This is a genomic window from Halopiger aswanensis (genome assembly GCF_003610195.1).
Classification (GTDB): Archaea; Halobacteriota; Halobacteria; order Halobacteriales; family Natrialbaceae; genus Halopiger; species Halopiger aswanensis.
Map to the genome: position 1 here is coordinate 790,089 of NZ_RAPO01000001.1, position 17,863 is coordinate 807,951.

19 protein-coding genes are annotated in these 17,863 nt (G+C 66.5%); 7 read left to right on the forward strand and 12 right to left on the reverse strand.

All coding sequences use genetic code 11. The annotated features are described in order from the left end of the window. Window positions 1-119 precede the first annotated feature (119 nt). Window positions 120-551, forward strand: a complete 432-nt coding sequence (locus tag ATJ93_RS03820; protein ID WP_120243287.1) for a PPOX class F420-dependent oxidoreductase — start codon at window positions 120-122, stop codon at window positions 549-551. Between the two features lie 45 nt (window positions 552-596). Here the strand turns inward: ATJ93_RS03820 and ATJ93_RS03825 are convergent, their stop codons facing one another. The 3 genes from ATJ93_RS03825 to ATJ93_RS03835 all read right to left on the reverse strand — a co-directional run bounded on the left by ATJ93_RS03825 (window position 597) and on the right by ATJ93_RS03835 (window position 3,877). Beyond that, window positions 597-2,138 carry an LVIVD repeat-containing protein gene (locus tag ATJ93_RS03825; RefSeq protein ID WP_120243288.1) on the reverse strand — a complete coding sequence of 514 codons (1,542 nt, stop codon included), beginning with the start codon at window positions 2,136-2,138 and terminating at the stop codon, window positions 597-599. A 92-nt stretch (window positions 2,139-2,230) separates the two neighbouring features. Further along, window positions 2,231-3,208: an ROK family protein gene (locus tag ATJ93_RS03830; RefSeq protein WP_120243289.1), complete on the reverse strand. Its 978-nt coding sequence runs from the start codon at window positions 3,206-3,208 to the stop codon at window positions 2,231-2,233. A 162-nt stretch (window positions 3,209-3,370) separates the two neighbouring features. After that, on the reverse strand, window positions 3,371-3,877 hold the full coding sequence (locus ATJ93_RS03835) for a dCTP deaminase/dUTPase family protein (protein WP_120243918.1): 507 nt from the start codon (window positions 3,875-3,877) through the stop codon (window positions 3,371-3,373). Window positions 3,878-4,032: 155 nt separating this feature from the next. Between ATJ93_RS03835 and ATJ93_RS03840 the strand changes: the two genes are divergently transcribed. After that, window positions 4,033-4,710 (forward strand): O-methyltransferase, encoded by a 678-nt coding sequence (locus ATJ93_RS03840; protein ID WP_120243919.1) that lies wholly within the window; start codon window positions 4,033-4,035, stop codon window positions 4,708-4,710. Here the strand turns inward: ATJ93_RS03840 and ATJ93_RS03845 are convergent. From ATJ93_RS03845 to ATJ93_RS03855, 3 genes are all read right to left on the reverse strand, one after another. Beyond that, a complete protein-coding gene (locus tag ATJ93_RS03845) occupies window positions 4,695-5,147 on the reverse strand; it encodes a hypothetical protein (protein WP_120243290.1) in 453 nt (150 codons plus the stop codon). The two genes, ATJ93_RS03840 and ATJ93_RS03845, sit on opposite strands and share 16 nt — an antisense overlap. Before the next feature lie 106 nt (window positions 5,148-5,253). Next, entirely contained in the window at window positions 5,254-8,172 is a 2,919-nt protein-coding gene (locus tag ATJ93_RS03850) for a PAS domain-containing protein (RefSeq protein ID WP_120243291.1), read from the reverse strand. A 63-nt stretch (window positions 8,173-8,235) separates the two neighbouring features. After that, window positions 8,236-8,682, reverse strand: coding sequence for a DUF1467 domain-containing protein (locus tag ATJ93_RS03855; protein ID WP_120243292.1), 447 nt, complete (start codon window positions 8,680-8,682; stop codon window positions 8,236-8,238). 235 nt (window positions 8,683-8,917) lie between these two features. Here ATJ93_RS03855 and ATJ93_RS03860 point away from each other — a divergent pair, with 235 nt between their 5' ends. After that, entirely contained in the window at window positions 8,918-9,325 is a 408-nt protein-coding gene (locus ATJ93_RS03860) for a hypothetical protein (protein ID WP_120243293.1), read from the forward strand. 52 nt (window positions 9,326-9,377) lie between these two features. Here the strand turns inward: ATJ93_RS03860 and ATJ93_RS03865 are convergent, their stop codons facing one another. Together ATJ93_RS03865 and ATJ93_RS03870 are read right to left on the reverse strand one after the other, a co-directional pair. After that, window positions 9,378-10,190, reverse strand: a complete 813-nt coding sequence (locus ATJ93_RS03865; protein WP_120243294.1) for a mechanosensitive ion channel family protein — start codon at window positions 10,188-10,190, stop codon at window positions 9,378-9,380. A gap of 542 nt (window positions 10,191-10,732) precedes the next feature. Beyond that, on the reverse strand, window positions 10,733-11,524 hold the full coding sequence (locus ATJ93_RS03870; RefSeq protein WP_120243295.1) for a creatininase family protein: 792 nt from the start codon (window positions 11,522-11,524) through the stop codon (window positions 10,733-10,735). Window positions 11,525-11,659: 135 nt separating this feature from the next. Between ATJ93_RS03870 and nikR the strand changes: the two genes are divergently transcribed. The 3 genes from nikR to ATJ93_RS03885 all read left to right on the forward strand — a co-directional run bounded on the left by nikR (window position 11,660) and on the right by ATJ93_RS03885 (window position 13,188). Further along, window positions 11,660-12,088, forward strand: coding sequence for a nickel-responsive transcriptional regulator NikR (nikR, locus tag ATJ93_RS03875; RefSeq protein ID WP_120243296.1), 429 nt, complete (start codon window positions 11,660-11,662; stop codon window positions 12,086-12,088). Window positions 12,089-12,184: 96 nt separating this feature from the next. After that, window positions 12,185-12,562, forward strand: coding sequence for a cupin domain-containing protein (locus ATJ93_RS03880; RefSeq protein WP_120243297.1), 378 nt, complete (start codon window positions 12,185-12,187; stop codon window positions 12,560-12,562). 179 nt (window positions 12,563-12,741) lie between these two features. Then, the gene (locus tag ATJ93_RS03885; protein WP_120243298.1) at window positions 12,742-13,188 is read left to right on the forward strand and encodes a hypothetical protein; all 447 of its coding nucleotides are present in this window, start codon (window positions 12,742-12,744) and stop codon (window positions 13,186-13,188) included. Window positions 13,189-13,206: 18 nt separating this feature from the next. Here the strand turns inward: ATJ93_RS03885 and ATJ93_RS03890 are convergent, their stop codons facing one another. Beyond that, complete coding sequence (locus ATJ93_RS03890; RefSeq protein WP_120243299.1) at window positions 13,207-14,487, reverse strand: sensor histidine kinase; 1,281 nt, start codon at window positions 14,485-14,487, stop codon at window positions 13,207-13,209. A gap of 56 nt (window positions 14,488-14,543) precedes the next feature. Beyond that, entirely contained in the window at window positions 14,544-15,212 is a 669-nt protein-coding gene (locus ATJ93_RS03895) for a helix-turn-helix domain-containing protein (protein ID WP_120243300.1), read from the reverse strand. A gap of 122 nt (window positions 15,213-15,334) precedes the next feature. On the opposite strand from ATJ93_RS03895, the gene ATJ93_RS03900 reads away from it, so the two are divergent. Then, the gene (locus tag ATJ93_RS03900) at window positions 15,335-16,489 is read left to right on the forward strand and encodes an acyl-CoA dehydrogenase family protein (RefSeq protein ID WP_120243301.1); all 1,155 of its coding nucleotides are present in this window, start codon (window positions 15,335-15,337) and stop codon (window positions 16,487-16,489) included. 95 nt (window positions 16,490-16,584) lie between these two features. On the opposite strand, the gene ATJ93_RS03905 is transcribed toward ATJ93_RS03900, so the two are convergent. Beyond that, the gene (locus tag ATJ93_RS03905; RefSeq protein ID WP_120243302.1) at window positions 16,585-17,016 is read right to left on the reverse strand and encodes an SPW repeat domain-containing protein; all 432 of its coding nucleotides are present in this window, start codon (window positions 17,014-17,016) and stop codon (window positions 16,585-16,587) included. 272 nt (window positions 17,017-17,288) lie between these two features. Next, window positions 17,289-17,861 carry a HalX domain-containing protein gene (locus ATJ93_RS03910; protein ID WP_120243303.1) on the reverse strand — a complete coding sequence of 191 codons (573 nt, stop codon included), beginning with the start codon at window positions 17,859-17,861 and terminating at the stop codon, window positions 17,289-17,291. Between the last annotated feature and the right edge of the window lie 2 nt (window positions 17,862-17,863).

Consider the following 17,863-nt stretch of genomic DNA (forward strand, 5'->3'; position numbering starts at 1 on the left):
CGCGCCCGCTATATCATTGTTCGGCCGCCGGGAGGGACGATCGGCTCGAGGGACGGGGATGCCGGACGCGATCGGCTACATCGAAAGGCCGAACCCGATCCCGCGATTCCGCACCGACGATGGGAGCCTTCGAAACCCACAGCGGACGGATCCCCGACTCGTATCTGGACATCCTCGAGACGGAATCGTTCGGCCACGTCGCGACGCTCGGATCGGACGGCCACCCCCACAGCAGCCCGGTCTGGGTCGACCACGACGACGGGGAGGCCGTGCTGTTCAACACGCTTCGGGGCCGCACCAAGGAGCGCAACATCCGGTCTGACTCGCGGGTCTCGATCTCGGTCGTCGATCCCGACGATCCCTACCGCTACGTCTCGGTTCGGGGCCACGCTGAACTCATCGAAGAGGGGGCCGACGACCACATCGACGAGTTAGCCCGTCAGTACCTCGACGTCGAGGACTACCCGCACCACGACGAGGAAGACGAACCGCGCGTTATCGTTCGAATCCCCGCCGAGCACGTCGTTACCCGCGGCCGCGAGTACGAATAGAAGGCGGATTCCGATCGGCAGGTCAATCAGTCCGATTTACTGCCGTCACTGCTGATCGTCGTCCCGGCGCAGCCACTCGAGCGCGACCGCTCCCGCGCCGCCGGCGAGCCCGACTCCGGCGGTGAATCCGGGGATCGAATCGTCGCTCTCGTCACCGGCGTCGTCGGTCGCGTTGGAACTGTTGGTCTCGTCGGTCGTTCCGCCGCCGTCAGTACTCGGCCCGCTCGGCCCGCCGGTCGACGCGTCGTCGGTCTCGTTTTCTTCCGGGGGCTGGACGTCGAACTCGAGGTCCTCGGGATCGGTCAGCGACGGCGGATCGGCCTGCTCTCCGTCTCTAATCGGGAGCGTGTAGAGCGCACCCGTCGTCGGCGAGTTCGGGATCAGTGGCGTACTGGTTGCGACGAACGTTTCCGGGTCCTCACCCTCGGGCTCGAGGACGCGAGCCGTCCAGAACCCGGCCTCGGCGGGGTCGCGCCACGAGGTAATTTCCTCTGGCTCGCTGGGATCACTAACGTCGTGGATCTTCACGCCGCCCTGATACCACGCCGAGTAGAGCCGGTCGTTCCGGAGTTCGAAGTTGTGCGCGGTCGTCCAGAGCCCGCCGCGGTACCGCTCGTTGACGGCTCGCGGCGCGTCGATCGTCGCCTGATGGGCCGGTTCGGCGGGGTCGCTCACGTCGTAGAGGTCGATGCCGCCCGGCCGGTCGGGCTCGCCGCTGCCGGTCGCCCACGCCTCGCGGCCGACCGCCAGCAGGTCGCCGGTCTCGTCGACCGCAGCGTAGTGGTCGTTCCCCGGCAAGCCGACCTGTCCGTTGTTCCCGCTCTCGGCCTCGCGATCGAGTTGCTCCTCGAGGCTCTCCTGCTGCACCCGGGAACGGAACTCGGGCTCGCCGGGGTCGCTGACGTCGACCAGATAGGTGCCGGCGTCCCAGTGGGAGAGGTACGCGATCCCGTCCTGCACGTAGACGTCGTGTAAGTACCGCGCGAGCCAGAAGACTTCCTCCCAGCCGGGTTCGTGCTCGAGCAGCGACCAGCGGCCGACCTCCTCGATCCCGTCGGCGATATCGTAGATGACGAGCGGATTCGCGTCCTGTCCGTTGCCGACGATGTAGCACAGGTCGCCCTCGAGGTAGCAGTTGTGGATGTGCGCGCCGGTCTCGTAGGTGTCGAGCAGTTCGGGTTCGGCGGGATCGCTCACGTCGTAGACGGCGAAGCCGTGGAAGAAGGTGTCCGCGGACGGGTTCGCCGGACCGGCGATGACCATGCGGTCGCCGTCGACTTTGGCATCGAGGAGTTCGTTCGCGCTGGCGTCCTCGAACGAGAGCCGCCGTTCCTCGGCGAGTATTTCGGGTTCGCCGGGATCGCTGACGTCGACGGTGACGAAGCCGGTCGTCGCGGCGACGTAAGCCGTCTCGCCGTCGTCGCCGACGACGACTTCGGCGGCGTTGTCGATCGGCAGGCGGGCGAGGGGCCCGTAGGCGTCTTCGTCTTGCATCGGCGTAACTCGCGTCCGACCGGCGGCGATCCCGGGTGCGGCCAGCGCGGCCGCGCTCAGGCTTCCGGCGCGGAGGAGGGCTCGTCGGCGCATACTCGCCGTTCGACTCCCGACGACAAATAACGTCGGTCGTCGTTTCGAGGGCCGACGACGCTCGAGCGCGGCCGTCCGACCGTCGCCCGCAGTTACCCCTGGAACCGTCGCCGGTCGCCGGTCCCCTCGGTCATCGCGCTCGCGAGGGCGCCCTCGAGGACGACGTCGTCGCCGAGATCGGTCACGCGGATCTCGGGGACGTTGCTCATCACCATCTCCGAGACGCGCTCGCGGATCGGTTTTACGACGAGCTCCTCGTTGTTGAGCGCGACGGCGCCGCCGAAGGAGACGACGATCGGGGCGAACGAGTGGACCACGTTCGCCACGCCCATCGCGTTCCAGTGGGCCAGTTGGTCGATCGCGTAGTCGGCCAGTTCGTCCTCGCCGGCCAGTTCGAACACGTCTTTCGCGGTAAAATCGGGGTCGTCGAGCGGCAGGTCGGTCGAAATCGTCGGATCGTCTTCGGCGAGCAGTCGGACGTAGTCCGGGATCCCGTTCCCGGAACAGTACGCCTCCCAGTGGCCGTCGTGGCCGCAGCCGCAGGTGAGCCGCCCGCGCGGGTCGACGATGCAGTGGCCGACCTCGCCGGCGTTGCCGTCCCAGCCGGCCAGAATCTCGCCGTCGCAGCAGACGCCGGCGCCGATCCCCGAGGAGATGGTGATGTACACCATGTCGTCGGGGTTGCGGTCGGCGTGGAACCGTTCGCCGATGACGCCCGCGGCGGTGTCGTTGTGGAGGTAGACCTCGTCGCTGTCGATCAGTTTCTCGATGGGGCCGGTCAGGGGAATGCGATCGATCGAGTCGGGCAGGTTGGCCGGATCGATCACCGCCCCTTCGGCGAGGTCGAAGGGGCCGATCGAGCCGATTCCCGCCGAGACGATCTCGTCCGGGTCGATCCCGGCGTCGGTGCAGGCTTCCCGCAGCGTCCGGAGGACTCCCTCGGTCACGTCGATGCCCGTCGGGCCGCGCGGCGTGGCGCTCCGGCTGACGCCGATCGTCGTCCCGTCGTCCTCGGCGACGGCCGCCCGTACGTTCGTCGCCCCGAGGTCGACGCCCGCGTAGTAGACCATGCTGTGTACCTAGGGACAACTCACCGGCCTACTTAACTACACATATTGTACTCGCGAGCGAGTAGTATTCACACGCGATACGGGCTCGTTACTCCGATTATGCGACCCGAAAGCGATCCGGGCCTGTCACGTCTGCCCTCGAGCGGGCAGCAACGGCGCTGCTTACTCGATACGGTCCGTCGCGTCCGCGACGTCCGCGCCGGGGCCGCCATCAGTCCCGAGCGGAGCGAGCGGCACCAGCGTCGAAATCCGCGCGTTCTCCTTCAACTCGAGGCCGCCGTCGGCGACCGACAGCGGGAGCAGCGGGAGATGCGAGTCCACCCGTACCGAGGGATGGGAGCCGCCGCGGGCCAGCAACTCGTTTCGGGGCTGGAGCAACAGCGGCACCTCCGGATCCGTCAGGAACTCGTTGAGCTGGACGACGTACTGGCCGGCCTCGAGGGTCCACCAGCCGTACTCGTCGTCGGGATTCCGGAGTTCGGTGTCGACGGGCTCGAGGTCGGCGTCCTCGAGTTCGTCGCCGCCGAAGTCGATTCGACCCGGCGCGGCGACCTCGTAGACGGCGCCGGCCGTCAGGTCGACGCCGTGCTCGTGGACCTGTACCGGCTCGTACACCAGGTTATCGACGAACTCGGCGAGCGGATTCTGGTTCGAGTTTTCGGCGGACATGTCGGTCGTACTGACGGTTGCGAGCGCCAAAAAGGATGCTGTGTCGGTGCGCTCGCGCCGCATCGGTTTACGATCGCACTCGATCGAGTCCGTCGAAAGCGAGCAAAAACGTCAACGACCCGGAACTCTATATGCTCCTCGCCGTAGTCCCGCCTATGGTCGACGTACTCAGCGACGAGATCGAACGCTTCGTTCGCGCCGCCGGACCGAGTCCCGACGAGACGCTCGCCGAGATGGACGACTACGCCCGGTCGCAGGGCTTCCCGCACGTCGGACCCGAGGTCGGCGCCGTTCTCCGATTCCTCGCCCGCGCGAGCGACGCCGAACGGATCTTCGAGTTCGGCTCCGGCTACGGCTACTCCGCCTACTGGTTCGCCGAAGCCTTGCCCGACGACGGCGAGATCGTCCTCACCGAGGTCGACGAAGATGAACTCGAGCTGGCCCGCGACTACCTCTCCCGGGGCGGCTACGACGACCGCGTGCGGTACGAACTCGGCGACGCGCTCGAGACGATCGAGCGCTACGACGGCCCCTTCGAGACCGTGCTGATCGACCACCAGAAGCATCGCTATCCGGAGGCGTTCGAGGCCGTCCGCGAGAAGGTGCCCGTCGGCGGCGTCATCGTCGCGGATAACGCGATCACGGCGGGCTCGATCGTCTTTGACGACCTGCTCGCTACGCTCGAGGGTGACGAATCCGTCGACAAAGGTGACCTGAACGAATCGACGCGCGGCATCGTGGACTACCTCGAACGGGTCAAGTCTGATCCGGCGTTCGAGACGATCATCCTCCCGTTGGGGGAGGGCATCGCGGTGAGTTACCGCGTCGAGTAATCGGACGTGTCGCCCTCGAGGTAGTCGTCGGGGGCGTGGGTCTGCGAGGCGCCGTACTCGCGGAACCCGAGGAACGCGGTCGCCGTGCTGGCGGTCAGGAAGGTCGCCCACGTGACGGCGGTCAGCGACTGGACGACGGTCCCGGCTGGGCCCGGCACGGCCGCGCCGACCGTCTCGAGGCCGACCGCGTGCAGGCCTGCAATCGCGAGAAAGCCGATCCAGAGGGCCAGCGACAGGTGCGCGAGCGTCCGGCGGCGGACCCGGCTTGCGTACTGTGCGAGGCTGTAGACGGCGACGACCGCGAGTGCGGTCGCCCCGATGGTCGCACCCGTCGCGTCGGCGGCCGCGGTCGCGAGGCCGGCGACGGCGAAACAGGCGAACGAGGCGGCGAGCAGGAGCCGATCCGAACGGGCGTACGCGTGGATCACGTCGGACACTGCTTTGCTGGCACGTATAGCCGGTCGAATATATAGCTGTTGGTGGCGTCCATCGTAACCGGTTCGTTCGGCCCAGGTACCGCTCTATGCCGCCGAACTTGCCGGTTCACTCGGTCTCGGGTTCGGTGTCGCTCTCGCCTTTACCCTCGTCATCCTCCTGACCGTCCTCGGCCACGGCGGGAAGCGTCACCGACACCGTCGTCCCCTCGCCGGGGCTCGAGTCGATCCGGATCTCGCCGTCGTGGCGTTCGACGATCCGCTTGCACAGCGTCAGGCCGATCCCCGTTCCGGCGTGTTCCTCGCGGCTGTGGAGCCGCTGGAACACCTCGAAGACCCGGTCCGTCTCGTCGGGATCGATGCCGATCCCGTCGTCTGCGACCGAGAGCCGCCACATCGCCCCCTCACGAGTCGCCGAAATCTCGACCGTCGGCGCCCCGTCGCCGCTGTACTCGATCGCGTTGTCCAGCAGGTTCTGGAACACCTGCCGCAACTGGCCGGCGTCGCCGCGAACGCGGGGCAGCGACTCGGCGACGATATCGGCGTCGCTCTCCTCGATCCGGAGGCCGAGATCCTGACGGACGTCCGCGAGCACCGCCTCGAGATCGACCGGCTCGAGCGGTTCGCCCTGCGTTTCGATCCGCGAGTACTCGAGGAGGCCGTCGATCATCTCGCGCATGCGCTCGGCGCCGTCGACCGCGAACTCGATGAACTCCTGGGCGTCGTCGTCGAGGTCGTCCGCATACCGATGCTCGAGGAGTTGGAGGTAACTCGTGACCATCCGCAGGGGCTCCTGGAGGTCGTGGGAGGCAGCGTAGGCGAACTGCTCTAAGCGCTCGTTCGACGCCTCGAGTCGGCGCTCGTACCGCTTGCGCTCGGTGACGTCCTGGCCGATCGCCATCCCGGAGAGGATAGTGCCGTCCTCGTCGGTAATCGGCGCCGTCTGCACGCGCCACACCTGCCCCTCGTACTCGATCTTCCGGACGAGTCGCTCGCCGTCGAAACTTTTCGCGAACATCTCCTCGAGTTCGGCGGCGACCGGCGTCGGGAAGACTTCGGACGGCCGCTGGCCCTCGAGGTCGGCCGCCGACTGCGGGATGTCCTCGAAGGCCTTCCCGTCGGCCAGCGTGTACCGCAGGTCCTCGTCGTACAGCGTGACGACGCCGTTCGGGAAGTTCTCCGCGAGCGTTCGGTACCGTTGCTCGCGCTCCTCGAGTTTGCGCTGGCGCTCCCGGCGCTCGGTGATATCGCGGAAGTACACCGAGAGCCCGGTCTCGGAGGGATAGATCTGGATCTCCATCCAGATGTCGAGCGATCCGGAGTAGCGTTCCCACGAGATCGACCGCTGGGTCTCCATCGCCTCGTGGTACCGGTCGATGAGTTCCGATCGGGTGCCGCCGGGGAAGACGTCCCAGACGACCTCGCCGACGAGTTCTTCGCGCGGATACCCGAGCAGTTCCTCGGCGCGCTCGTTGACGTGCGTGAACCGCCACTCCTCGTCGAGCGCGTAGAAGCCGTCGGAGATGCGCCCGAGGATTTCGCTCAACTCGGTCTCGAGATCGTGTTTACGTCGCTGCAGTCGGCGTTCGGTTTCGATGCGATCGAACGCCGCCTCGAGACTCGACGCGGCGATCGCCGCGAGCGAGAGGTCGCCCTCGTCGAACGCGTCCCGTTGTCGCGAGCCGGCGATGACGACCCCGTAGTCGCCGACCGGCAGGACGAGTTCGCTCCGAATCGGCGTGTCGGGGTTGTAGACGTCGGGATCCGATCTGACGTCGGCGAACAGTTCGGGCTCGCCGGACTCGAACACGCGCCAGGCGATGCCCTCCCCGCGCTCGAACGTCGGCGGTTCCTCGAACAGGTTCGCCGCGGGTTCGGACTGTCGCAGCGGCCGGAGCGCGTCTCGCTCGGAATCGTAGGTGAAGACGCCGTTGATCTCGAGGCCGAGCGTCTCCCGCAGACTCCGGCAGGCCCGTTCGGCGGCCGCCTCGTTCGAATCCGCCTCGATCCAGTCGCGGACGGCCGCGTTCAGCCGTCGCAACTGGTCGATGCGGCGGTGGCGGTCGGTCACGTCGTAGTAGCATTCGATCCGCCCGCCGGCGTACGGGCCGGACTCGATCGGCCGGCTGCGGTGCTCGAGCCAGCGCTCGTCGCGGTCCTCGCCGGCGGTCACGCGACACTCGAATCGCTCGCGGTCGGTCCCGTCGTAAGTCGCGAGGACGGTGTCGCGAAACCCCTCGGGATCCGCGGTCCGGTCCCGGATCGACTCCTCGACGACCCGGAGCTTGTCCCGGCCGAGCAGCGCCGCACGCTCGAGGCCGAAGTACTGCTCGATCGTCTCGTTAGCCCACGCGACCTGCCGGTCGGCGTCGAGGACGAAGATGCCGACGTCGGCTTCGTCCAGAACCGGCACGAGCGAGCCCGGATCGTCCGGGACGGGCGTCGTCGCTGCGTACTCCTGCGCGTCGTCGTGCCGGTATTCGACGCCGTCGTCGCCCTCCTCACCCGCGCGCTCGTCCCGTTCGCGGACGATTCCAATAACTGCGCGTCGACGATGGCGGGATTCGTTTGCATCCCCCTCGTGCCGCTCGTTTTCGGACTGCGAGTCCGATTCTCCCTCGTCGATCCAGAACACGTTGAGCCGAACTTCGCAGGGAACGGTCGCGCCGTCGACGGTCCGGAGATCGAGCTCGAGGGTCGCGACGGATCTCCCGTTCGCGCCGGCGCCGGCGGTTTCGCTTTCGGGTTCGCGGTCGTCGGCCTGTGCTCGCACGCGGCGCTCGAAGTGGGGAACAGCGTCCGTCTCGAGCAGCACGGAGACCGGTTCGTCGAGGACGGCCGCCCGGTCGTGGCCGGTCAACTCGAGGAGCACGTCGTCGATCGCGACCAGCCGGTTCGCGCCGTCCAACTGGAAGACACCGCCGTCGACGGCGTCGACGAGCGCCCGGTAGTACTGACTGCCCGGGTGCTCGCCGCCGTCCGCCCAGAACGCCGGTGTCGGTTCCGTCGACGGTGCCCGTTCGCTCATTAGCCGTGAAAGGCCGCATGGACGCATAAGTCCAGCGGCGGTGGGAACCGAGTCGTCGGTGGGCTACTCGTCGTCGGCGAGGAGACGCGCTTCGGGCGACGGCCGTCCGGGGTGGATGCCGTAGCGCGCGAAGCCGTACAGCACCGTCAGGGCGACTGCACAGCAAACCAGCGCACCGACGATCGACTCGAGGGCGAGGCCGACGACCGGTCCGGCGAACGCGTCGCCGGCGGCCGCGGCAGCGTCGCTTTTCGGGGCCGTCGCAAGCGCGTACGGGAGGAAGGCGACGAACGCGAGCGCCCACCACCGTTTCGCCGCGATGCGGAGTCGGTCGACGCCGTACTCGCGAGCGGCGTTGGTGACGCCCGCGATTCCGACGGCCAGTAACAGGAGTGCGGGAACCAGTCGGGACGGCGAGTTCAACACCGTATTAACCGCGACGCCGGCGGCGGCGAGCGCGACGGAACCGACGAGGGACGCCGAGGTGGGGACCGAGATCGATCGAGTCATCGCTGCGGACCGGTAGCGAGCCCTTGGACAAAACTCTCGCGAATCGCTCGCGCTTCCGCGTCGCGCCGCGGTCCGCCGCTCGAGCGCGGCCGACAACAAAGAACGTATTACCGGCGGCGACGAGTCGAACGTGAGAACGAATGAGGACCAGGGCACGGGCGGGGCAGGCGAATCGACCGTTCGCTGATACGGGTGCAGCAGCCGCACCCCGACTGCGGCTCGAGAGGGGTGAACCGTGCAGTTCCTAACGCGACTCTGGAAACGACACGTTCGCGGGGAACCCGACGGCTACCGGGCGTACGTCTCGCTGCCGACCGCCGACCGGTCGTTCGGCGAGGTTCACGACTGTATCGAACGCCTCGAGCACGTCTTCGAGGGACGAGTCGACGTGTACGCGCGCGTCGACGGCGTCGCGGCGGTCTCCGATTGCGTCCCCGCCGACCAGTTCGACGGCGACGCCTTCGAGGCCGCGCTCGAGCGCCTCGAGTCGTGCTACGCCGAGACCCACTCGGTGGCGCGCCTCGAGAAGTGGCGGCGGATCGACGGTCGGCTCGTCAAGTCCTACGTCGTCGTTCCGGTCAAGCCGCTCTTTCCGCGCGATCGGACGGACGACGCGCCGGCGATCCGATCGCCTGCGGAGTGACGAGCGCGAGAAAAGCAGGACGGCGATGGCGGTCGTCGCGCGACGCAGTGACTCAGTCGTCGTCGCTCGGGCCGGGACCGGCGCCGGCTCCGGGCTCGCGGTCGGACCTAGAGGAGGGACTGCCGGATCGATCACGGCCGGCCGATTGGCCGCCAGACTCCTCGTCCGGCGCGACGGAGGCGGTCCGTCCCATCCAGCTGTCGATGTTGTCGGCGACGTAGTCCTTGCCGCCCCAGCCGAACGCGACGCCGGCGCCGATGGCGACCGCCGCGGCGAGTCCCCACGCGAGCGCTCTCGCGAAGACGTAGAGGACGCCGACGTCGATCCCCATCGTGTCGAGCCCGATGACGATCGCGGTAAAGTAGAGGAACATCCGCGCCCCGTTGGCGAACCAGCTGGCGTAGACGGTCTCGGCCGCCGCGCGCGTCCGTTCGATCACGTCGCCGATGAAGTCCGCGACGACGAACCCGATGACGATGACGAGCAGGCCCGCGATGAAGGCCGGCAGGTACGACATCGCCGTCGAGATCCACTCCGATAGCAACTGGATCGCGAGGGCGTTTGCAGCCGCCAGGATGGCGAGACCGTAGACGAACCACTTCGCGAGCGAGCCGAACGTACTCGAGACGGCTTGCTCCGTGCCGCCCATGATCCGTCCCAGCGGCGTCTCGAGGACCATGCGATCGAGTTCGATCCCGTCGGCGAGTCGTCGGACGGCCCGTGCAGCGATCCGGCCGACGATCCAGCCGATAAAGAGGATCACCAGCGCGCCGACCAGCCGCGGCAGGAACGTAACGAGTTCCGCAGCCGGTTCCTGTAACCAGTCGGGCACCTGTACTTGTTGAGCAGGTTGTGGCTGTACCATGTCCAGCCCTCGTGGTCCACGGCGTTTCGTAATTGCGTGCCTATCAAAGTGTAGTGAAATCAATCAGTGATGGGCGGCGATCGCGAGCCGATTGAAGTGTCCGTTATCCCGAATTGCGACTCGAGCGATCCGTGGCTGATCGATCTCGATCTCGAGCCGCCGATTGGATCACGTCGACGGCAGCGGCGCGATGACCGTCGCGCAGTCGTGCGATAACCGTGTGTTGGTACGACTCGGGAAACTCGGCCAACGGTCGACGCATTCGCACCGGCAGCACTCGAGCGGGCCGCCGGCCCGTAGCTACCGAGTTTCATTCATGATCCTCGCCGCCGGAGCGGAACAGCGGTTTGTCGCGTCCGGTCGAAACCGTCCGTACGAACGGAGCGACGACGCAAGTCTATCCCGCGTCCTCGAGAGACGAGCCGTACAGCGGTTCGAACCGTCCGCCTACGGACGCGGTAGCAGTCGGTGATCGGCCGATCTCCCCCGCTCAGGTAATGTCGGATTGTGTAGCCGGCCGTCGCTGTCGATCGGACGGACCGCTAGCGCTTGCGATCCGAGCGCGGCTCCACGTGCGACTCCGGCAGCAGATCCTCGAGCGGCTGTTCGTCGAGCCACTCGAGCAGCGCGACTAGTTGGTCGGTCGCGGCCTCGAAGAGCCGCTCACCGATCTCGGGCGTCGCGTCGGTCTGGTCGCCGAAGACGCCGTTCGGACTGTTCTCGATCGCGTCGTAGAAGGTCGTCGCGCCGTGAACTCGCTCGGCGTCGTAATCGAAGACGACGCCGCCGTCGCGGGCTTCCTCGAGGCGGTCCTCGTGGACGAGTTCCTCGGCGATGTGCATGATCATCGCGGTCTCCTTGGGACCGCCGTGAGGGCCCGGGGTCTCGAAGACCTCATCGATCAGGTCGGGAATCGACTCGTCCCACATCCACTCGATGGCGTAGGCGGTGCCGTCCTCGTGGAGCCGCCGGCCGACCTCCCGGAGGTGGGCGACGTTGCCGCCGTGGGCGTTGACGTAGACGATCCGATCGATGCCGTGGTAGGTGAGGTTTCGCGAGAGGCTCTCGACGTAGTCCCGAAAAACAGGGGCGTCGACCCACATCGTCCCGTGGAACTGACGGTGGTGGGAACTGACGCCGATCGGGATCGGCGGGGTACAGAGGAAGCCGGTCCGCTCGGTCGCCTCGCGCGCGAGCGCCTCGGCGATCATGTGATCCGTGCCTTCGGGGAGGTGCGGCCCGTGTTGCTCGGTCGACCCCAGGGGGACGACCGCCAGCGACTCGTCGGCGACGTAATCGGCCAGGTCGGGCCAGGCCCGGTTCGCGAGGTACATAGTCGCTCCTCTCGTTGGAGTCGGAAAACGTTATGTGCCGATCGGGCGGGCACAACCGCCGCGAGACGACACCTCGCTGACGGCGCGTCGCCCTCGATAGCAAATATTAATATTCCAACGCCGCCGAGTTATTATATGGCAGTCGTAAGCGTCTCGATGCCCGACGAGCTCCTCGAGCGGCTCGACCAGTTCGCCGACGAGCACGGCTACACCGGCCGCAGCGAGGTCGTCCGCGAGGCATCCCGAAACCTGCTGAGCGAGTTCGAGGACACGCGACTCGAGGATCGAGATCTGATGGGGATCGTCACCGTCCTCTTCGACTACGAGACGACCAGCGTCGAGGAACAGATGATGCACCTGCGCCACGAACACGAGGATCTGGTCGCCTCGAACTTCCACAGTCACGTCGGCGACCACCACTGTATGGAACTGTTCGTCCTCGAGGGCCAACTCGAGGACATCTCGACGTTCGTCGGAAAAATCCGGGCGACCCAGGACGCGCTGACGATCGACTACTCGGTGACGCCGGTCGACGGCTTCGATCCGATCGCCCAGGACAGGTAACGGCCCCGGTGACGGTCGTCCCCGATCGCATTACGAGTCGCTGGCAGAATGCGGCCGAACACCTAGCTTTACTGGGTGCCCCACGAATATCGCGGTATGTCCTACCGGAAAGTCAACTACGAAGACGTCGAGCAGGTCTCGAGCGCGATGCACTTTCTGTCGGATCCGCTCGAGACCGAGCAGGTCGGCGTGACGGTCGCGCGCTGCGATCCGGGGTGGAACAGCAAGCCCCACGACCACACCGACAACGACCACGAGGAGGTCTACGTCCTCATCGAGGGCGAGGCGACCGTCGTGATCGACGGCGAACCGGTCGAGATGGAGGCCGGCGACGCGCTCTGGATCCCGCCGGAGTCGACGCGCCAGATTCGCAACGGCGACGAGGAAAGCGCCTTCGTGCTCGTGAGCGCACCCAGCATCGGCGAAGAAGACAGCGACGACGGCGAGTGGCTGCTTTCGGGCTTCGCCGGCTGAGGGCGCACTCGAGGCGACCGATTCGCCGGCGCCGTCCGATTCGCTCGAGACGGCCTGTGACCACCCGCGAAACGCGACCGGCCGCTCGCCGATCTCTCGAGACCGGCGGGACGGTTTAGTAACTCGCCGTCGTCGTCGAAATCGGGTGAGTCTCGATTTACTCGAAACACCACGCAGTCGTGTCGCTCGTCGTCGCCGGCGCGCTGGCGTACGCGCTCCCGCCGGTCGAGGTTGCCGGCATCTCGATCCCCGCCGCTCTCATCGTCGCTTACGGGGTCGCCCTCGGCGTGTTCATCGATCTCGATCACTTCCTCATCGCTCGATTCAAGACCGGATCGTGGGACGCGGTCCGATTCTGCCTCTCGAACCCCGGTGCAGCCGTCGCCGATCAGGACCGGATCTTCGGCCGCGGCGACGTCGGCGTCCTCTCGCGGCTCCTGAGCCACCTGCTGCTCGTCGGGGTCCTCGTCCCGCTCCTGGCGCTCGCCAGCGTCCCGCTCGCGATCCTGACGGGGACGGTGCTGTACGTGCACATCGTCTGTGACGTGATCTGGGACATCTGGCGACTGGATCATCACGCCGACGCGGCCGCGAACGAGGACGAACTGCTGCGCGCGCTGCGGTGAGACGAGCGGTCGCCGCGTCTAGTCGTTCTGCCGGCTGTTCCGCTCCGAATGCGCGTTGGATTCGCCCCGCTGCGAAACGATACCGGGAGCGGACGCGTCGGGTCCCTCGCCACGGGGCGGAAGCGTGAACCGAAACGTCGAGCCCTCGCCGGGTTCGGAGTCGACCCAGATGTCGCCGCCGTGGCGCTCGACGATCCGCTCGCACAGCGCGAGCCCGATTCCCGATCCCTCCTGTTCGTCGGCGGAGTGAAGGCGCTGAAAGACGCCGAAGACTCGGTGGGCCTCGTCGGGATCGATGCCGACCCCTTCGTCGCGGACCGAAATCGTCCACGCCCCCTCGACCCCCTCGCGTTCCGCCGACACGTGGACTCGCGGCGACTCGTCGCCGCTGTACTCGAGCGCATTCGATACGAGGTTCTGGAACACCTGCCGCAACTGCCGGCCGTCGCCCTCGACGGTCGGCAACGACTCCCGCGTGATCGTCGCGTCCGTCTCTTCGATTTTGAACTGGAGGTCCGTGCACACGTCCTCGAGAACCGCGTCCAGATCGACGGCATCGAACGAATCGCCCTGCGTATCGACGCGGGAGTACTCGAGGAGGCCGTCGATCATCGCGTCCATGCGTTCCGCGCCGTCGACGGCGAACTCGAGGAACTCCGTGCAGTCCTCGTCGAGGTCGTCGCCGTACCGTCGCTCGAGGAGTTGCAGGTAGCTGGTCACCATCCGCAGGGGCTCTTGCAGATCGTGGGAGGCGGCGGCGGCGAACTGCTCGAGTTGTTCGTTCGACGCCTCCAGCTGCGTGACGGCCTCCTCGAGGCGCTGCTCGGTGCGTTTCAGCTCCTCGTTTTGGACCGCGAGGGCGTCGGCGCGGATGAGCGCCTGCGCTTCGTGGATGCCGATACCCAGTCCCGCGATCGAGCCGATCGCTAACAGCACCGCCTGGGTGCCGAACGTGAACTGCACGGTAACGCCGGGGTGGAGGACCCGGAGTCCGAGCACGATTCCCATCACGACGATACCGCCGGCGACCCAGCACAGGATACGCGGATAGAATTCGGCCCGGATCGACGTGTTCGGCAACCAGACGCCGATGTACAGCACGACGGTGCCCACCGAGCCCACAAGCAGCAGATCGAGCACGGCTTCCAGCAGGAGTCCGCTGTCGGCCAGCGTGAGCGCCGCTTTGGCGATCGCGCTGAAGAGGATCACCACGCCCAGCGCGGGAATCACGCGATACCAGTAGCCCCGCTCGCCCTCCGACACGAGGGCCTCACCGAACTCGAGGGAACGCCCACTCATAGGTCCTCCTTACGACCGTCTCTCCGTTCAGGGGCGCTTTTTAGTATACAACTCGTTTAAGTATCCTCGCCGGACGAGGCCGTGAATTCGGGGAGCGAACTCTCGAGGATCCGGTCGATACCGCGCCGGAGTCGGGACGCGACGGCCTGCTGCGAAATGCCGAGTTCGTCGCCGAGTTCCGCCATCGTGACGTCCCGCGGCGTGTTGAAGTAGCCCCGATCGTAGGCGAGCACCAGCGCCTCCCGCTGCGGGTCCGTAAGCGCCCGCTCGGTATCCGTCTCGATCGGCGTGAGCGCGTGCAGTTTCGTCAGCGTGATGGGAATGTCCAACTCCCGGCAGCGCTGCTGAAACGCCGCGATGTCGCTGCGATCGTCCCCGCGGATGTCGAACGTCCACCGCCGACTCGTGCCGACCGCCTTGACGAGCGGCACCTTCGTTTCGGTCAACGTGCTCAACACGCCGTCGTACTCTAGCGTCCACTCGACGCGCAACAGGTACTCGTCCGCGACGGAATCGATGAACTGAATGTCCGTCACGCCCGGATGCTCGGCGAACGCGGTCTCGATGTCGTCGACGGCGGTGCCCCGAACCCAGAAGTACGGCACCACCACGTCCCGCGCCGGAATGATGCGCTCGAGTTCGACGGTGACGTCCGGCAGTCGTTCGAACACGCTCCCCAGGGGAAATTCGTCGGCCGGCACCGTAAACGTCGCTTCAGTCGCCATATCAGGTGGACGTAGGCCGGTTGTAAAGTCCTGTCACCACCCTCGCCGCCAACTCCTCGAGTCGTGTTCGCCTGCGAACAGAAACCATCGCCTATATTCGGGTTGCAATCAACTGACAAGGCATGGATCTGCTCGACGACAGCATCGTCCCGGAGCACGCCCGCGACGTCAAACAGGAAGCCCGCGAGTTCGCCCAAGAGTATATCGAACCCAACGCCCAGGAGTACTTCCAGTCCGGGGAGTATCCCCACGACATTCTCGAGGCCGGCCAGGAAGCCGGGTTAGTCGCCCAGGACATCCCCGAGGAGTGGGGCGGGCGCGGTTTCGACCTACCCCAGCTGCTCGCGCTTACCGAGGAGTTCTACCGCGCGGACGCCGGTATCGCCCTCACCCTACAACTGGCGAGTTTCGGCTGCGAGATCACCTACGAGTACGGCTCCGACGAGCAGTGCGAGGAGTACATCCGTCCGGTTGCGGCGGGCGAGCAACTCTCCGGACTGGCCGTCTCGGAGCCCGAGACCGGCAGCGACCTCGCGGGAATGCAGACTCGCGCGGAGAAAGACGGCGACGAGTGGGTCATCAACGGCGAGAAGTACTGGATCGGCAACGGCGTCGAGGCCGACTGGGTCACCGTCTACGCCCGCACCGGGGACAACGAGGACAACCGCTACAACAACCACTCGCTGTTTATCGTCCCGACGGACGCCGACGGCTACGAGGCCGAACACATCCCCGAGAAGATGGCGATGCGCGCCTCGAAGCAGGCCCACATCACGTTCGACGACTGCCGCATCCCCGAGGAGAACCTGATCGGCACCGAGGGTGCAGGCTTCTGGATGATCTCCGATTTCTTCAACCACGGCCGCGTCGCCGTCGCGGGTCACGGACTCGGCATGGCCGCCGCCGCCATCGAGGAAACCTGGGAGTTCACCCACGACCGCGAGGAGTTCGGCCGAACGATCAACGAGTTTCAGGCCGTCCAGCACGGCCTCGCGGACATGTTGCTCGAGTTCGAGAGCGCCCGGACGCTCACCTGGCGCGCCTGCGAGAAGGTCGCGAACGACGACCACGCCGGCTACTGGGCGGCGCTCGCGAAGACGAAAGCGACCGAGGCTGCCGTCGACGTCTCCGAACAGGGGATGCAGTTCCACGGCGGTCGCTCGGTGTTGGACGAGCGACGAATCGCCCGCGTCTACCGCGACGCGCGGATTCCGGTCATCTACGAGGGTGCAAACGAGATCCAGCGGAACCTGATCTACAGACAGTCACCGCAGTAGCGCTGTCGCGAGGCGGTGACAGGAGACGGTGTGAGACGATCGCTGATCCGATACCCGATGTACCGATAGAAAACGCGACTCCCGAACGGGCCGACTCAGCCACGAGTACGAGTGCGGGCCCGTGCCGGGATATCCGCCTTGTTGTTCGCGTAGGCGCTGTACGCCGCGAGGAGCGCGACGGCCAGCCCCGAGATCGCCGTCCCCGTTGCGAGCTCGCTACTGCCCATCTCGATGACGGCAGGCGAGATGAGCGCCCAGAGCCCGAGCAGGACGGTTAGACCTGCGGCGCCGACGTTCGCCAGCCGGTCCTTCGACAGCCGGTAGAAGTTGTAACCGGCCAGCAGGAAGATGCCCGTTCCGACGAGCGTATCGTTCCAGGTCGCCGCGTCCGTCGACTCGAGGATGAACGGCGAGGCGACGATGTACAACCCGATCAGCGCAATGAGGGCGCTCAGCCACTGCATCGTGTCCGTGTTCAACGCGTTCCGGTTCCGATCGGTCGCCGTATCGGTTGTTGCATCACTCATGCTACATGTACAGTAGCTCTCGACGGGCGAAAACGAGCGTGCCTGCACCTGTCGGGAACCCAGTCGGCGCTAATGTCCACCTACAATTGACGGTCATCCCTCGTGTCTCGCGGTAGTCGGACCGAACGGACGGTCGATCACGGAGTGTGTATCCGACCGCCGACTCGAGACTCGCGGTTGACTGCCGAGCGTGATTACGGCGGGAGAATCGGGACGCGGGAGACGGGAGCGGGAGGGTCGAGTGGAATCGAACCCAATCTGCGCCGACTGGCTCAGTTCTCGGTCTGGAGATCTTGAAACGCCCCCACGAACTCGTCGTGGGAGGACATGCTCGTTACCGTCTCGTCGACAGCCTGCTCGAGTTCGCTGACGCGGTCACAGAGATCCTGGTACTCCGCGTTCTGTTCGAGTTCTCGCTCCGCTTTCTCGGACTCGAGCAGGGCCTTCTTGGAGACGAGCGCGTAGTACTCCTGGATCGCCGACTCGTAGTCGGACCGCCCGGAGACGTCGTCGACCATCTCGAGGAGTTCGTCCTTCGAGACCGGTTTGACGAGGTAGTCGTCGAATCCCATCTCGATGATATCGAAGTCGGGATCGACCGCCGTGACCATGACGACGCGGCAGTCGTACCCCGCCTCGCGGAGCCGCTCGAGGACGTCGTCGCCCGAGAGGCCCGGCATCCGCCGGTCTAAGAGGACCACCTCGACGGAGTCGGCCATCTTCTCGAGGGCTTCCTCCCCGTCGTAGGCGGTGTCGACGGCCCAATCGGACTGCAGCCACGCGGCGAACAGGTCAGCGAGGCGGGACTCGTCGTCGACGACGAGCACCTCGGTCCCCTCACTCATCG

Excerpts from the sequence above, each read along its gene's own strand:
- ATJ93_RS03825 (WP_120243288.1), bottom strand. The coding sequence starts at position 2,138 with ATGCGCCGACGAGCCCTCCTCCGCGCCGGAAGCCTGAGCGCGGCCGCG.
- nikR (WP_120243296.1), top strand. The coding sequence starts at position 11,660 with ATGGCAGTCGTAAGCGTCTCGATGCCCGACGAGCTCCTCGAGCGGCTC.
- ATJ93_RS03840 (WP_120243919.1), top strand. The coding sequence starts at position 4,033 with ATGGTCGACGTACTCAGCGACGAGATCGAACGCTTCGTTCGCGCCGCC.
- ATJ93_RS03910 (WP_120243303.1), bottom strand. The coding sequence starts at position 17,861 with ATGAGTGAGGGGACCGAGGTGCTCGTCGTCGACGACGAGTCCCGCCTC.
- ATJ93_RS03855 (WP_120243292.1), bottom strand. The coding sequence starts at position 8,682 with ATGACTCGATCGATCTCGGTCCCCACCTCGGCGTCCCTCGTCGGTTCC.
- ATJ93_RS03895 (WP_120243300.1), bottom strand. The coding sequence starts at position 15,212 with ATGGCGACTGAAGCGACGTTTACGGTGCCGGCCGACGAATTTCCCCTG.
- ATJ93_RS03880 (WP_120243297.1), top strand. The coding sequence starts at position 12,185 with ATGTCCTACCGGAAAGTCAACTACGAAGACGTCGAGCAGGTCTCGAGC.
- ATJ93_RS03905 (WP_120243302.1), bottom strand. The coding sequence starts at position 17,016 with ATGAGTGATGCAACAACCGATACGGCGACCGATCGGAACCGGAACGCG.
- ATJ93_RS03870 (WP_120243295.1), bottom strand. The coding sequence starts at position 11,524 with ATGTACCTCGCGAACCGGGCCTGGCCCGACCTGGCCGATTACGTCGCC.
- ATJ93_RS03900 (WP_120243301.1), top strand. The coding sequence starts at position 15,335 with ATGGATCTGCTCGACGACAGCATCGTCCCGGAGCACGCCCGCGACGTC.
- ATJ93_RS03830 (WP_120243289.1), bottom strand. The coding sequence starts at position 3,208 with ATGGTCTACTACGCGGGCGTCGACCTCGGGGCGACGAACGTACGGGCG.
- ATJ93_RS03890 (WP_120243299.1), bottom strand. The coding sequence starts at position 14,487 with ATGAGTGGGCGTTCCCTCGAGTTCGGTGAGGCCCTCGTGTCGGAGGGC.
- ATJ93_RS03850 (WP_120243291.1), bottom strand. The coding sequence starts at position 8,172 with ATGAGCGAACGGGCACCGTCGACGGAACCGACACCGGCGTTCTGGGCG.
- ATJ93_RS03820 (WP_120243287.1), top strand. The coding sequence starts at position 120 with ATGGGAGCCTTCGAAACCCACAGCGGACGGATCCCCGACTCGTATCTG.
- ATJ93_RS03835 (WP_120243918.1), bottom strand. The coding sequence starts at position 3,877 with ATGTCCGCCGAAAACTCGAACCAGAATCCGCTCGCCGAGTTCGTCGAT.
- ATJ93_RS03865 (WP_120243294.1), bottom strand. The coding sequence starts at position 10,190 with ATGGTACAGCCACAACCTGCTCAACAAGTACAGGTGCCCGACTGGTTA.